This window comes from uncultured Parasphingorhabdus sp. (assembly GCF_963975735.1).
Classification (GTDB): domain Bacteria; phylum Pseudomonadota; class Alphaproteobacteria; order Sphingomonadales; family Sphingomonadaceae; genus Parasphingorhabdus.
In genome coordinates this window covers 438,529-451,892 of the sequence record NZ_CAXBIA010000001.1, presented here as the reverse complement: position 1 = coordinate 451,892, position 13,364 = coordinate 438,529, and the positions used below count along the sequence as shown (strand labels likewise).

Below are 13,364 nucleotides of genomic sequence, written 5' to 3'. Positions count from 1 at the left end.
AATGAACAAAAGGCCAAAAGCGATAGCGCTTTCCCTGTTGCTGCTGTCCGCTTTCAGCCTGTCCGGTTGCAATGCCAGAACCGGTGAAACCGCTGCAACCGACCAGCAAAGCGCATTGCCGCTCTCCGAGGCGGGTCTCAAGCAGGTACCGCTCAGCGTCCAGACGTCGGACGCGTCGCATGCCTTCATCGTCGAAGTCGCAGAAAACAGCGCTCAGCAGGCTCGCGGTCTGATGTTCCGGAACAAGTTGGCGGATGACAAAGGCATGATTTTTCCTTTACCGGAAGATCGCCTCGCCAGTTTCTGGATGAAGAATACCGTCATTCCGCTCGATATTATATTCATCCGCAGGGATGGAACAATCGAATCGATTGCGGCCAATACCACCCCCTATTCGCTCGATCCGGTTCTCTCCAACGAGCCGATTGCCACCGTGTTTGAAATTGCGGCAGGCCGGGCGGCTGAACTGGGTATCGAACCCGGTGACATCGTCACCTGGCAGTGATCCGGTTCCCGTCCGCAAACATCCATCCGATTTGACATTTTTTCATTGCGGAGCGCGTACCTGCGGGGCTAAGCGGACGGCATGAGCATATTGGCGAAAATATTCACTTGGTGGGACGGCGCGACTATCGGCACGGCCCTGTTCAGTGCCCGCAATGGCGAAGGCGTCGGCGAAGATGTCTTTGGCAATAAATATTTCCAGTCGAAAAAGGAAAGCTCCGGCCACCCCGCCAGACGGCGCTGGGTTATCTATAACGGTGCCAATGATGCCAGCCGCGTGCCACCCGAATGGCATGGCTGGCTCCACAACAGCTATGACGAAATTCCCGAAAGCCATTTGCCGCAAGCCCGCATCTGGGAAAAGCAACCCAGCGGGAATCTGACCGGCACCGCGCAAGCCTATCGTCCTGCCGGCGCACTGGAAGAAGGCGGCCACCGCGCAGCAGCGACCGGAGATTATGAATCCTGGAACCCTGCCGAAGCGGAATGACAGGCATGGCCCGCCACTCAATATTATTCCCGATTCTGGCAACGATCCTGCTGACCGGCTGTAGCTGGTTCACTGGCGATAATGTCGAGGAAAATGCAACCGGCCAGGCAGCTGAAAAAGCCGAGGTAGCGGCTGCAAGCGATAATGATCTGGTAGCCTCGGCGACCGATCAGATAGGGACGCCGATGGCGGAGCGCGTCGCCACGCTCGGCTTCCTTAACAAACGCAACGGCCTTACCCGGGATCTCGAGCTGCGCCCCGGCCAGTCGATCCGTATCGGGCGCGCGATCGTCCGCTTGCGTGCATGCGAGAAAACCGCACCTTGGGAACTGACTCCCGAACAAGGGGCCTTTGTCCAGCTTCTGGTCAACGAACGACCTTCCGATCGATCCGGCGAAGACCAGTGGAAGCGGGTTTTCTCCGGCTGGCTGTTTCGCGAATCACCGTCGCTGAATGTTGTCGAGCACCCGATTTATGATGTCTGGGTCAAGAGTTGCGCAATGAGCTTCCCCGGTGAGGAGGATACGCCCGGAGATTCGGTCAATCCTACCGCACCGCGAGCATCTTCATCCAATCTCGCCAACAGCACATCCAGCGCGCCGAATGAAACCGTGCCGGAAACCGCTGCGCCAGTGGCTCCATCCGTTCGACCGGTCCCCGCCACTCCATCCGCTCCTGCGGCGAACAGGCCGCCGGCCGATGTAATCGGTGACCTGATCGCCGAATCCGAAGACGGCACATAGGATCGAACTTTTCTCAGCCGGTCGACATAGTCGTCCTGACTGATTTCGATTGCACCCAATGACGCCAGATGGTCCGTCATGAACTGACAATCGAGCAGGTCGAAATCTCCGACTTTGAGGCGGGCCACGAGCCAGGCCAAGGCCACTTTTGAAGCATCGCGGGTCCGGGAAAACATGCTTTCCCCGCAAAAAGCCCCGCCGATTGCCACGCCATAAAGACCACCGACAAGCCTGTCCTCGCCGGTCGCATCATCCGCCTGCCAGCATTCGACGCTATGCGCAAAGCCCAGCCGGTGCAGACTGTTAAACGCCTCCTCGATTTCGGCATTTATCCAGGTTTCCTTGCGATCCGACGCCGCCGCGGCACAAATTGCAATCACGTCGGCAAAGGCCGTATCGGCGCTGACCCTGAAACGGTCGGACCTGATGGTTTTGCGGAGGGAACGCGACATCTGGAAATTGTCGAGCGGTATGATCGCCCGGGCCTTCGGCTCCACCCAGAATGTGTCCGGATCATCACGCGCGTCCGCCATCGGGAATATGCCCGATGCATAAGCTTTCAACAGCAGGTCGAGATTAATGGCCATGAATATCAGATAACCTTATCGGCCCCGTTCGGACAAATGGAAATCGGCACCGATTGCGATCCGTCATGCGGACATCAACACCCGGGCTTCGTCAGCAATTTTCTCTGCAATTGCCGCATATTCGCTGGCGAAGCCGGCGTTGGTGCGCCAGGCGGCACCAATGCTGCGGGTCACCGACCAGCCTTCGACGTCGAGCAACGCGACATCACCGCCGCGCGACAGTTCCGAACGGACATAGAGTTCCGGCAATATCGCCAGCCCGAGACCCGATGCGACCATTTGCCGAACGCTATCGAGGCTGGTGCCTTCATAATCGCGCAAAAGGTTCATGTCGTGCTGCTGGCACTGGCGTACCACGTCGCGATGGAGGTGGTGCCGACGGTCCAGACTCAGCACCGGCAGTCCTGCGAGATCGGAAAGCACCAGATCCTCCCTCGATGCCAGCGGATGATCCGGCGGCGCGACCAGAATGAGCGGTTCCCGAAACAGCGGTTCGATATGCAGATTCTCGCCCTCGATCGGCAAGGGGCCCAGCAGCATATCGATCGAGCCTTTGGTCAGTTCCATCGCCTGCAGGTCTGGAATGCCCTCGCGCATATAGAAGCGCAGGTCCGGGCGGCTGCGATGCAGCCCCGCGATCACCGGTGGCATCAGATAGGGACCAAGGGTCGGCGAAACCCCGAACCGCAAAATTCCCGCCAGACTGTCGCTTGCCCGCTCCGCCAGATCGCGAATATCCTTCACCTCGACCAGCACATGACGCGCGCGGGAAGCAATCTCCCGGCCGACTGGCGTAAGCTCGGCGCCATGGGTGCGTCGTTCTACCAATGTCACACCCAGTCTCTGTTCGAGCGCGCGCAACTGATGGCTCAGGGTTGGTTGCGAGGCGCCAGCGGCCTGGGCAGCTTTGCCAAAATGGCCATGGTCGGCGACCGCCACGAGATATTCAAACTGGCGTAAAGTCGGCATAGCGCGGTCACTCCATCCTATAGAAGAAATCTATCGCTTTTTACGATTTCATTCGATTGGAGTTATCACGCGATTTGCCTCATATCAACCATATCGCAGTCAAGGTGCGATAAAAAGAGGATATATCGTGGAAGAATATAGCAACAGCCCGGTACAAAAACCCCGCAAGCGGACAACCGGATCGCGGCTGGCCACGGCAATGACGAACAAAGGCGAGCGCTGAAAATGCTGCAGCGCAGCCTGGCCGAACGCATCCGCGAGCATCAACATGGTCCAGCAAACCAGAACACCTAGATCATTTTCCCTTTCCCCCGACAACTGGGGCGGCAGCGCACCCTCAAGCGCTGACCGCCCCGATTTTTCAGAAAGAGGATGATATCCCGATGGTGAAAAAGGCGCGCGCTGCCCTCCAGGAATTTATCAGGCAGGAAACCAGCGCAGGCATCATATTATTTTGCGCTGCAGTGGCCGCAATGGTCGCCATCAATAGCGCGCTCAATCCCTATTATCTCGGCTTCCTCGACATCCCGGTTGCCGTGCAATTTGGTGCGCTGGAAATTGCCAAGCCGCTGTCGCTGTGGATCAACGACGGCCTGATGGCGATCTTCTTCTTTCTTGTCGGACTGGAAGTGAAGCGCGAGCTGCTCGAAGGGCAGCTATCCACTATCGAGCAAGCCTCGCTACCTGTCGTTGCCGCGATCGGCGGCATGGCTGTCCCGGCTCTGATATTCCTCTATTTCAACTGGACGGTGCCGGAAAATATCAACGGCTGGGCGATACCGGCAGCAACCGACATCGCGTTTGCGCTCGGCGTGCTCGCCTTGCTCGGCAAACATGCGCCGCTATCTTTGAAAATCCTGCTGCTGGCGATCGCGATTATCGACGATATCGGTGCGATCATCATCATCGCTTTCTTCTACACCGCAGAAGTATCGACCTTCTCGCTATTGCTCGCCGGTGGCGCAACCGTGATCCTCTTCGCGATGAACCGGCTCGGTGTGATCCGGACCGCACCCTATATATTGGTCGGCACCTTTCTGTGGATCTGCGTCCTGAAATCCGGCGTCCATGCGACCCTCGCCGGCGTGATCGCAGCGCTGGCAATACCGCTCAACGCCAAGGACGGAAGTTCGCCGCTCAAACATCTCGAACATTTCCTGCACCCCTGGACAGCCTTTCTAGTGCTGCCCCTGTTCGCCTTCGCCAATGCCGGCGTGTTACTTGCCGGACTGAGACCGACGGATCTCATGGCACCTCTGGCGCTCGGCATTGCCGCCGGACTGGTCGTCGGCAAGCAAGTCGGCGTGTTCGGCTTCATGTATCTGGCGACGAGAATCGGTCTGGTGAAGCGACCGGACGGAGTCACATGGCTGCAACTTTATGGTCTCGCCTGCCTGACCGGCATCGGCTTCACGATGAGCCTGTTTATCGGCAATCTCGCCTTTGTCGATCCGGGCCAGATCGAAACCGTCAAACTGGGCGTGATCAGCGGTTCGCTGATTTCCGGTCTGCTCGGCTATTGCCTGCTGCGCTTCCTGTCATCATCAGGCTGTGACAATCGCAACATGGCAGCTGAAGGTGATGAATTTCCCGCCCGATAATGGTCAATCGAATCTGTCGGCATTCGCCGCAAAGCGTGATAGAGCGCAGGGATGAAACGGCAACTCTATCTGCTGGCCGGACTGGCTTCGCTGGCACTGGGCAGCATCGGCATTCTGTTGCCACTGCTACCAACGGTGCCCTTCATGATCCTTGCGGCCTTCTGCTTCGCCAATAGTTCGCCGCGGCTCGAAGCCTGGCTGGTCGAGCATCGCATCTTCGGCCCCCATATCAAGAACTGGCGCGACCGGCGAGCGATCACCCGGCGCGGAAAATGGTCGGCGACGGTCGCCTTTGCGGTCAGTTGCGTGATCGCACTGCTCTTTGTCAAACTGCCGTGGAATCTCATTCCGATAGCCGCCGCGTTGATCAGCGGCAGCTGGATCTGGACCCGCAACGAGCCCGATCCATCGAAATTACCGGCGCGACCCCCTTCGCATAAAGAATAGTTTCCGCTGCGCGCGAATATGATAATCTCCGCTTGAATCTAGGAGAAAAAAATGTCGCGGCAGCAATTGTTGGAAATGACCCGTTCACTGGTTGAGCATGGCAAGGCGGATACGATGGAGCTGGTCGATGACGTGGTCGCAGTGCCCGCATCCGACTATACCGACGAAGCGCGTTTCGAGCGCGAGAAAGAACTGATCTTCAAGCGCCTGCCGCTCATGATGGCGCCATCCTGCGAACTGCCCGAGCCGGGCTGTTACAAGGCGATGGAAATGGCCGGCATCCCGGTGCTGATGACGCGGCAGAAGGATGGCACCGCACAGGCCTTTCTCAACAGCTGCACCCATCGCGGCAATCCGGTGGCCCAGGGCAGCGGCAAGGCGTCGCGCTTCACCTGCGGCTATCATGGCTGGACCTTCAAGAATGATGGCGAATTGCTCGCAATTGCCTCCCCGAAAGATTTCGGGACCGTCGACAAGGCGGCTTTCTGTCTGCAGAAATTCCCGACGCTGGAGCGGGCCGGTCTGATCTGGGCGACGCTCGATCCGGACAGCACGCTTGATATCGAATCCTATCTCTGCGGCTATGACAGCCTGCTCGAACATTTCGGCTTCGACGGCTGGCACCTGTTTGATCAGCGGACCATTCCGGGGCCGAACTGGAAGACCGCCTATGACGGCTATCTCGACTTCTATCACCTGCCGGTGCTGCACAAGGACACGTTCGGCGCGGATTTCTTCAACCGGGCCAATTATTTCTCCTGGGGCCCGCATCAGCGCCTGTCCTCGCCATCGAAATTCATTCAGAAAACCGGCAGCGACGAGAAGCTTGATCTCACCGAGATGGACGAAAAAGACTGGCCGATCGACGCACTGTTACAGGGCGTCTGGACGATCTTCCCGCATATCTCGATCGCCAGCTTCTATGGTGGCGGCGGGCGCGGGGCGATGATATCCCAGCTATTCCCTGGCAAGACCGTTGGCGAGAGTTTCACCACGCAATTTTACGTGATGGAGAATGAACCGACCGACGATGCTGTCCGGCAAGGCGCACGAGAGCAGTTTGATTTTCTGGAAGTTGTGGTTGCCGAAGAAGATTATAAGACCGGAAAACGCCAGCATGAATCGCTGCAATCGGGCCTGATCGACAAGGTCTGGTTTGGCCGCAACGAAGGCGGCGGACAGGCCTTCCACCAATGGGTGGACCGTTTGACCGAGGCGGATGATGCCGAACTGAACCGGATTTTTGCGCCGCAGCTGCAAGCAGCGGAGTGATCCGGACCAGGCCCCGGTTCAGACGTTGCGATATTCCCTGACCGGGGGCAGCGCCTCTTTCCATTTGGGTTGCTCGGCGCGCAGTTTTTCGAGCATCTTCTCCCAATAGGCGTCGGCCTTGCCCTTGAACCGGATATCGAAATCTTCCTCGGTTCTGAATTCGAGCAGCTCGACGCCTTTATCACCGATCGTATAGGTATAAGGCGTGCCGGCGGGCAGAAAAAATCCGTCGCCCGCGGCCATTTCCTCGGTACCCATCCGGATATCGCCGCTGATCAGATAATAGAGGCAATCGCTGTCATGGCTATGCAGCGGTAACGGGTAACCGGGTTTGAACCAGACATAGTGGAGCGAAAAGCCAAAGCCGCTGAACAAGCATTTCAGCACAGCGCCCTCGCCTATGCCCGCTTCGCCAAGCCGGGCCGCGCCGTCCAGAATCACCGGATCGTCATCGGCATAGGTCATATGACCCGCCTCATCGAGACTGGGCGCATCCTTGCCCCTGAATATTCGCAGGACTTTTAAAGGCTCAGGCTTTTTGGGATTAGAGGTGCCAGCGTCTTTCATATATACCTCCGGACCAGGTTGAATCAGCAACCTAGCAGCACATGCATCCTCGGGAAAAGCAGAGAAATTACTGGGAGCTTCTTATTTGGCCGGATATTTGGCAACATAATGGTTAAAAACCGCCAGGTTGAGCAGGTTTTTAAAGGCGCAACCCATGCCGTGCTTGCTATGCTGGACGACTTCCGCCTCAAGCGCGCTGAGTCCCGGTAGCGTCAGCCAGCACAAGGTGCCCGGAGTCGTTGCCAGCAAGGCGTCACAGGCAAATCCGGCAAGCGACATATCCGTCACTTCCACCGAAAAACTGCTGGAGCAGGAAAACCGCATTTTCGCCGGAATCGAAAGCCGCTGGCGCGGAGCACATCGATCTTCGGCAGAAGCGATAGCATAAGACATGCGCTGAACGTCGTCATTTGCCACTGCCGAAGGCATGTGGGTTGTCGAATCTGGCATTTCAGTCTCCTGAGCGTGGTCCTCGCTTTGGCGATGCCGCCATAGCCGCTACCCCATTAGCGACAGCCCTAAATACCCGCATATGTGTGAACTCTGCCTTTCCCCTCGCGGTAAACAGACATCCATTCCTCGTTAACCATCTTTGAATTTGCATTGCCGCGGTACAATCACGCTTGCCGAAATCATCGGGGGACGCTAAGGCGCGCGAACCGGCTGTTTCGCAAGGGCGATACGGCCCGTACAGGAGTGTAGCTCAGTTGGTAGAGCATCGGTCTCCAAAACCGAGGGCCCACGGTTCGAGTCCGTGCACTCCTGCCATTTTTCCCGCCAATATACTGAAATCTTCATGCCCCAGTTTATTTCCGCCATCAGCCTGATTGTTCCCGACTATGATCAGGGACTCGAATTTTATATTGGCCTGATGGGGTTTGAACTGATCGAAGACACGCCACTGGACGAGGACAAGCGCTGGGTGCTGGTCGCCCCGCCAGGCAGCACCGAAACCCGTCTTTTGCTGGCCCGCGCAACCAACGAGGCTCAGGAAGAAGTTATCGGCGAACAGGCCGGAGACCGTGTCTTCCTGTTTCTGGAAACCTATGATTTCGACGGTGATTTCGCAATCATGCAACGCGCCGGCATCGATTTTCTCGAAGAACCCCGCGAGGAAATCTACGGCAAGGTCGTCAAGTGGCGCGATCCGTTCGGAAACAAATGGGATCTCATCGAACGCTATTGAGGCCTATCGCTCGATATCGAGAGCGCCTGCGATCATGCCCCATATCTGATGCGTGAGCTTCGCCGGATCCGGCCGCGGGCGCATGCCCATAGCGTGCATGATCCCGCTGCGTATCGCTCCGGTAATCGCCGCGCCGGCTAAGGTAGGGTCTATATGGGTGCCAATGTCACCGCGTTTGATCCCGGATCGGATGTTGCGGATTGCCATTTCAATCATTTCTTCGTGACGCGCGGACTCAACCGCCGCGACCTGGTTGGTCTGGGCCATTTTTCCGAGAATGACCGGAGCCATCGGGTCATTATAGAGAAATTCTGCAGCGGCCATTAGCCGGCGTTTCTCGCGTACGCGCCATGTGATATCGGGATCGATATATTGGTTCACGACATGGTTGTAGCGATCATAAAAGGCATCGATGATCGCGCCGAGCATGCCGGATTTGGAACCGAAATAATGATAGGCGAGGCCGACCGATACGCCAGCTTGCTCGGCAACCTGCCCCATTTCAAGTTCGCCGTCACCTTCGCGCAATATCATTTCTGCAGCGGCCAGAATCTTGGCGGCGCGCAACATCTTGCGATCGGAATTTTCGGCGGATTTGCTCTGAACGGCGATTGCCTGTCTCCTTGTCCATTCGGCTGCATTTTCCTAGCAACAATTTGAATTGAATTCAATTCAAATTGTTGCTAGGAAAATGCTCAACGTCGAATCGAGGAGCGGGCCGATGAATGTCGAAAGCAGGATCGAAACATCCAGGGTGGATTTGAGCCCCTATTTGCACGGTCGCAGTTTCGAAGATGCATGGGAGCAGTTTCAGGAGGAGGGCTATGTCATCTTCACCGATGTCCTGAGCTCCGGGCAGCTGGAACAACAACGCGCGGCGCTCAAACCATGGATCGATGCCGATATCCGCGGTCGCAACAATTTCGAAGGTTCGCAGTCCAATCGGATTTACGGGATGCTCGACAAGGATCCGGTATTTGCCGATCTGATATCCCATCCGTTGCAACTGGCCTTTGCCGAACGGGAGCTGGGCGAAAGCTGCCTGCTCTATGCCTGTCTGGCGATAAACCTGCATCCCGGAGAAACCGTCCAGCCCTGGCATTTTGATGACAGCCATTGTGGTCTGGCCCGGCCGCGCGATCCGCTCAGCCTGTCGACTTTCTGGTCGATCAGCGAAACGACCGAGACAAATGGCGCCACTGAAATCATTCCGGGCAGCCACAAATGGGGGGACGAACAGCCTGCCGGCGCCAACCGCGGTTCCGATTTCAAAACGGGCGTCACGGACAAAAAAGACGGCGGCAAGGATGACCATCCCGACATGATAAAGGCGACCATGCCGGCTGGCTCCTTGATGATCGCAAAAGGAACTTTATGGCATCGCGGCGGCGGCAATGATTCCGATGCCCATCGCCTGATAGTGACGCCGCAATTCTGCAAGGGATGGTGCCGGCCGCTGGAGCAGCAATTGCTCGCGGTATCGCCTGAAAAAGTAGCGCGCTTCCCGAAGCGGGTGCAGGAACTGCTGGGTTACAATATCCACCCGCCCTTCATGGGTTATGTCGACGGCATGCACCCGAGCCGGAAATTGTCGGACGGAACGGCCTGACCGACGAATTTGTCGACCAATTTGTCTGTTTCCGAGGGAGATTATCTATGAAAGCCTTGGAGAGCGACGCACCGCTGATCGTCTATATCGACATCAAAAGCCCCTATGCCTTTGCCGCCATCCAGCCCACGCTGGCGCTGGAGCAAGCGCTGGACATGCGTTTTGACTGGCGACCGCTCACCCTCGATATCCCCAGCTATCTGGGATCGGCGCGCAAAAGCAAAGGCAAAGTCGTAGAAAGCACCCGCAGCGCGAGCCAGTGGGAGCGGATCAAATATGGCTATCGCGACGCGCGCCGCTATGTCGAGCGTCAGGGGCATATTCTCAAGGGTACCGAGAAAATATGGGATTCATCGATCGCCAATATCGGGATTTTATGGGCGATGCAGAAGGATCGCGACCGGCTCGGCGACTATCTGCAAACCGTCTATCCGCCCTTCTGGCGGCGCGAACTGGATATCGAGGATGTGACGGTCATCGCAGCAACCCTTGAGCCGGCCGGCATCGACTCGACCGGTTTTGCCGCCTTTCAGCAAGGCGAAGGCCGCGCGCAGCATGACGCGCTCCAAGCTCAACTCCACCCGGCCGGCATTTACGGCGTCCCAACCTATGTCTTTGACGGCACGATCCTGTTTGGGCGCGAACATTTGCCTTATGTCCGCTGGCACCTGACTGGACGGAACGGCCCTGCCCCCGATATCGCCTACGAGATTGACACAATGGAGGCGCAACCATGCTGACCGTCACCATCGATTTCAAATCGCCTGCATCCTGTCTGGCGCTCGAACCGACACTGGATCTGGCGCGGGAAACCGGCGTGCAGATTGAATGGCTGCCCTTCTCGGTGCGGCCGTTTTTGATCCCCGAAGAGAAGGCCGAAGAAACGGTGGGCGAACGTCACCGCCGCGTCCGCGCCCTCTCCCAGCGCGATACCTGGCTGCATTATGCAGCGGTTCAGGGCCGCGACATGCATTTCGCAGAGACGCCTGCCGGCAGCGATGCCGCGCTGGCAGCACTGGCCGGCATCGATGGCGATCCCGTCCCGTTCATCCGCGCCGCCTTTGCCGCTTACTGGAGCGAACAGGCAGACCTCGACGATGAAACGGTCGTGGCGGCCCTGCTCTCTTCGGTGCAAAAGCACGTCCCCGACCCGCAATCGGCAAGTGAAAAACTGCTTTCGATTCGAGCCCGGGCGGAAGAATATGGTATTTTCGAATCACCATCTTATCTGATTGCCGACCAGTTGTTCGTTGGCCGCGAGCATCTTCCGTGGATACGGTCCCTGATCGAAGCGGCCAAAGTCGCGTAAAATCCCACTCTTTTCTTGCGAATCCGGGAATCTGCGGTTAAAGGGCTGGTTCTTTCCGAAATCATGCATATATCCGAACACGGTCAAACGACTGACACCCGGAGTTTATGCGGAAACCGGGAAGCGAATTTAAGGAATCAAGCATGGCGAAAGTCAATCCAGGCGAATTCATGAATCAGGTCAAGGCCGAGACCAATAAGGTCGTCTGGCCAACATGGCCCGAGACCGTCCGTACGGCGATCCTCGTGCTGATCATGACGACTATTCTCGGATTGTTTTTTCTGGGTGTTGATTCGGTTTTTAACGGGCTTGTCGCCTGGCTCTTGAGCCTCGCTTAATTCCCAACAGATTTTTAGGTTATTCGCATGGCACGCTGGTACATCATTCACGCTTATTCGGGCTTTGAACACAAGGTCAAGGAAGCCATCGAGGCTGACGCCAAGCGTCTCGGCCTGACCGAACTGGTCGAGGATATCGAAGTCCCGACCGAGACCATTACCGAAGTCAAACGCGGCAAGAAAATCCAGTCCGAACGGAAATTCTTCCCCGGCTATGTGCTGGCGAAGCTGGAAATGACCGATGATGTTTATCACCTGGTCAAGAACCAGCCCAAGGTTACCGGATTTCTCGGCAGCAGCGGCAAGCCGCAGGCGATCAGCGAATCCGAAGCTGCCCGCATTCTCAACACCAAGGAAGAAGCGGCCAACGCTCCGAAAGAACGGATCACGGTCAGCTACGAAATCGGCGACGAGGTCAAGGTCAAGAGCGGCCCGTTCAACAGCTTCAATGGCATTGTCGAGGAACTCGATTTCGACAAGAACAAGGTTAAGGTTTCCGTGTCCATCTTCGGTCGCGCAACCCCGGTCGAACTGGACTTCGGCGAAGTCGACCTGATCAGCTAGCACTGTCTCTCGCACTTGATCCGGCTTCGCCCTGCTTGTCCTGACGATGTCGAGGCGCTTGCGGAGCTCGGCAAAGCCACATTCACCAGCGCCTTCGGGACTCTGTATTCAAGCAACGATCTGGCCAGCTTTCTGGCGCAGACGCATTCCGAAGCCCGCATCGCTTCGAACATAGCCGACGCCCAGACCGTCTATCGTCTGGCAGAAGACGAGGCCAGCGGCGCTTTGGTCGGTTATTGCAAGATTTCCACCCGAATCGGCGTCGATTATGATCCGGGCAAGGCCAGCGCGATCGAACTGTCGCAACTCTATCTCGACGATAGCCAGTTTGGCACCGGCCTGGCCGGGCAGTTTATGGACTGGGTCATTGCCAGCGCCCGCGAACGAGACTGCGAGGAGATCATCCTGAGCGTCTATGCCGACAATTTCCGCGCACAGGCCTTTTATCACCGCTATGGCTTTGAGCATATTGCCGACACGACGTTCATGGTCGGCGATCATTGTGATGCAGAATTTCTGTACCGGCTGACGCTCCGCGATTGAGAGCGCTGCCCCGCTTTCCCGAATCGCTTGCCAATCTGCCGAACTTCCCTTATGCGGCCCGCGTTATCGCGAAAAAGGCGATGGCTCCATCGTGGGAAGAGACACCAGTCTCTGTTTGACCACTTAATTTGATCCGACCCCCTGGGCCCGCTCGTCCCGAGCTTGTCGAAGGACGGAAATAGAAAGAAAAGGACAGCCAAATGGCTAAAAAAATTGATGGCTACATCAATTTGCAAGTGCCCGCCGGTACTGCAAATCCATCCCCGCCAATCGGCCCAGCATTGGGTCAGCGCGGCGTCAACATCATGGATTTCTGTAAAGCGTTTAACGCCGCAACAGACAAGCTTGAAAAAGGCACGCCGATCCCGACGAAGATTACCGTCTATTCGGATCGCAGCTTCACCTTTGAAACCAAGACACCACCAGCCAGCTACCTGATCAAGAAGGTCGCCAAGCTGAAAAAAGGTTCAAGCGAACCAGGCAAAGTTTCTGGCGGGTCGATCAAGACTTCGCAGATCAAGGAAATTGCCGAAACCAAAATGGCCGACCTCAATGCCAACAGCATTGAACAGGCTATGAAAATCATTGCAGGCAGCGCGCGCTCGATGGGCGTCGATGTGGTGGAGGGATAAGAA

Annotated in this window: 18 protein-coding genes, 1 tRNA gene and 1 pseudogene; 15 read left to right on the top strand and 5 right to left on the bottom strand. The window is 57.0% G+C overall.

Annotation, left to right across the window (positions count from 1 at the left end; genetic code table 11):
• Position 1: 1 nt before the first annotated feature.
• From AACZ86_RS02180 to AACZ86_RS02170, 3 genes and pseudogenes are all read left to right on the top strand, one after another.
• Positions 2-505, top strand: a complete 504-nt coding sequence (locus AACZ86_RS02180; protein WP_339689026.1) for a DUF192 domain-containing protein — start codon at positions 2-4, stop codon at positions 503-505.
• Positions 506-586: 81 nt separating this feature from the next.
• The gene (locus AACZ86_RS02175; protein ID WP_339689024.1) at positions 587-994 is read left to right on the top strand and encodes an NADH:ubiquinone oxidoreductase subunit NDUFA12; all 408 of its coding nucleotides are present in this window, start codon (positions 587-589) and stop codon (positions 992-994) included.
• Positions 991-1,431: pseudogene (locus AACZ86_RS02170) on the top strand (DUF2155 domain-containing protein); the annotation flags it as partial. The gene AACZ86_RS02175 and the pseudogene AACZ86_RS02170, both read left to right, overlap by 4 nt.
• Before the next feature lie 35 nt (positions 1,432-1,466).
• Here AACZ86_RS02170 and aat read toward each other — a convergent pair.
• A complete protein-coding gene (aat, locus tag AACZ86_RS02165) occupies positions 1,467-2,324 on the bottom strand; it encodes a leucyl/phenylalanyl-tRNA--protein transferase (RefSeq protein WP_339689022.1) in 858 nt (285 codons plus the stop codon).
• 63 nt (positions 2,325-2,387) lie between these two features.
• The gene (locus AACZ86_RS02160) at positions 2,388-3,293 is read right to left on the bottom strand and encodes a hydrogen peroxide-inducible genes activator (protein ID WP_339689021.1); all 906 of its coding nucleotides are present in this window, start codon (positions 3,291-3,293) and stop codon (positions 2,388-2,390) included.
• Between the two features lie 383 nt (positions 3,294-3,676).
• On the opposite strand from AACZ86_RS02160, the gene nhaA reads away from it, so the two are divergent.
• The 3 genes from nhaA (at position 3,677) to AACZ86_RS02145 (ending at position 6,613) form a co-directional block, all read left to right on the top strand.
• Entirely contained in the window at positions 3,677-4,894 is a 1,218-nt protein-coding gene (nhaA, locus tag AACZ86_RS02155; RefSeq protein ID WP_339689019.1) for a Na+/H+ antiporter NhaA, read from the top strand.
• 51 nt (positions 4,895-4,945) lie between these two features.
• Entirely contained in the window at positions 4,946-5,341 is a 396-nt protein-coding gene (locus tag AACZ86_RS02150) for a YbaN family protein (RefSeq protein WP_339689018.1), read from the top strand.
• A gap of 75 nt (positions 5,342-5,416) precedes the next feature.
• Positions 5,417-6,613, top strand: a complete 1,197-nt coding sequence (locus tag AACZ86_RS02145) for an aromatic ring-hydroxylating dioxygenase subunit alpha (RefSeq protein WP_339689017.1) — start codon at positions 5,417-5,419, stop codon at positions 6,611-6,613.
• A gap of 18 nt (positions 6,614-6,631) precedes the next feature.
• Here AACZ86_RS02145 and AACZ86_RS02140 read toward each other — a convergent pair whose 3' ends face one another.
• The gene (locus tag AACZ86_RS02140; RefSeq protein ID WP_339689015.1) at positions 6,632-7,180 is read right to left on the bottom strand and encodes a cupin domain-containing protein; all 549 of its coding nucleotides are present in this window, start codon (positions 7,178-7,180) and stop codon (positions 6,632-6,634) included.
• An 81-nt stretch (positions 7,181-7,261) separates the two neighbouring features.
• Positions 7,262-7,630, bottom strand: a complete 369-nt coding sequence (locus AACZ86_RS02135; protein ID WP_339689014.1) for a PilZ domain-containing protein — start codon at positions 7,628-7,630, stop codon at positions 7,262-7,264.
• 242 nt (positions 7,631-7,872) lie between these two features.
• Between AACZ86_RS02135 and AACZ86_RS02130 the strand changes: the two genes are divergently transcribed.
• Together AACZ86_RS02130 and AACZ86_RS02125 are read left to right on the top strand one after the other, a co-directional pair.
• Positions 7,873-7,948: transfer RNA gene (locus AACZ86_RS02130), tRNA-Trp, on the top strand.
• 28 nt (positions 7,949-7,976) lie between these two features.
• The gene (locus tag AACZ86_RS02125) at positions 7,977-8,366 is read left to right on the top strand and encodes a VOC family protein (RefSeq protein ID WP_339689013.1); all 390 of its coding nucleotides are present in this window, start codon (positions 7,977-7,979) and stop codon (positions 8,364-8,366) included.
• Between the two features lie 3 nt (positions 8,367-8,369).
• Here AACZ86_RS02125 and AACZ86_RS02120 read toward each other — a convergent pair whose 3' ends face one another.
• Positions 8,370-8,936, bottom strand: a complete 567-nt coding sequence (locus AACZ86_RS02120; protein ID WP_339689011.1) for a TetR/AcrR family transcriptional regulator — start codon at positions 8,934-8,936, stop codon at positions 8,370-8,372.
• Positions 8,937-9,087: 151 nt separating this feature from the next.
• On the opposite strand from AACZ86_RS02120, the gene AACZ86_RS02115 reads away from it, so the two are divergent.
• The 7 genes from AACZ86_RS02115 (at position 9,088) to rplK (ending at position 13,361) form a co-directional block, all read left to right on the top strand.
• Complete coding sequence (locus AACZ86_RS02115; protein ID WP_339689010.1) at positions 9,088-9,975, top strand: phytanoyl-CoA dioxygenase family protein; 888 nt, start codon at positions 9,088-9,090, stop codon at positions 9,973-9,975.
• A gap of 47 nt (positions 9,976-10,022) precedes the next feature.
• Positions 10,023-10,715 (top strand): DsbA family protein, encoded by a 693-nt coding sequence (locus AACZ86_RS02110; RefSeq protein ID WP_339689009.1) that lies wholly within the window; start codon positions 10,023-10,025, stop codon positions 10,713-10,715.
• Positions 10,709-11,284, top strand: a complete 576-nt coding sequence (locus AACZ86_RS02105) for a hypothetical protein (RefSeq protein ID WP_339689008.1) — start codon at positions 10,709-10,711, stop codon at positions 11,282-11,284. Before AACZ86_RS02110 ends, AACZ86_RS02105 begins: the two co-directional genes overlap by 7 nt.
• Positions 11,285-11,427: 143 nt before the next feature.
• Complete coding sequence (secE, locus tag AACZ86_RS02100; RefSeq protein ID WP_176280760.1) at positions 11,428-11,622, top strand: preprotein translocase subunit SecE; 195 nt, start codon at positions 11,428-11,430, stop codon at positions 11,620-11,622.
• Positions 11,623-11,649: 27 nt separating this feature from the next.
• Entirely contained in the window at positions 11,650-12,186 is a 537-nt protein-coding gene (gene nusG, locus AACZ86_RS02095; RefSeq protein ID WP_176280761.1) for a transcription termination/antitermination protein NusG, read from the top strand.
• Between the two features lie 15 nt (positions 12,187-12,201).
• The gene (locus tag AACZ86_RS02090) at positions 12,202-12,729 is read left to right on the top strand and encodes a GNAT family N-acetyltransferase (protein ID WP_339689006.1); all 528 of its coding nucleotides are present in this window, start codon (positions 12,202-12,204) and stop codon (positions 12,727-12,729) included.
• Between the two features lie 200 nt (positions 12,730-12,929).
• Positions 12,930-13,361 (top strand): 50S ribosomal protein L11, encoded by a 432-nt coding sequence (rplK, locus tag AACZ86_RS02085; RefSeq protein ID WP_176280762.1) that lies wholly within the window; start codon positions 12,930-12,932, stop codon positions 13,359-13,361.
• The last annotated feature ends 3 nt before the right edge of the window (positions 13,362-13,364 follow it).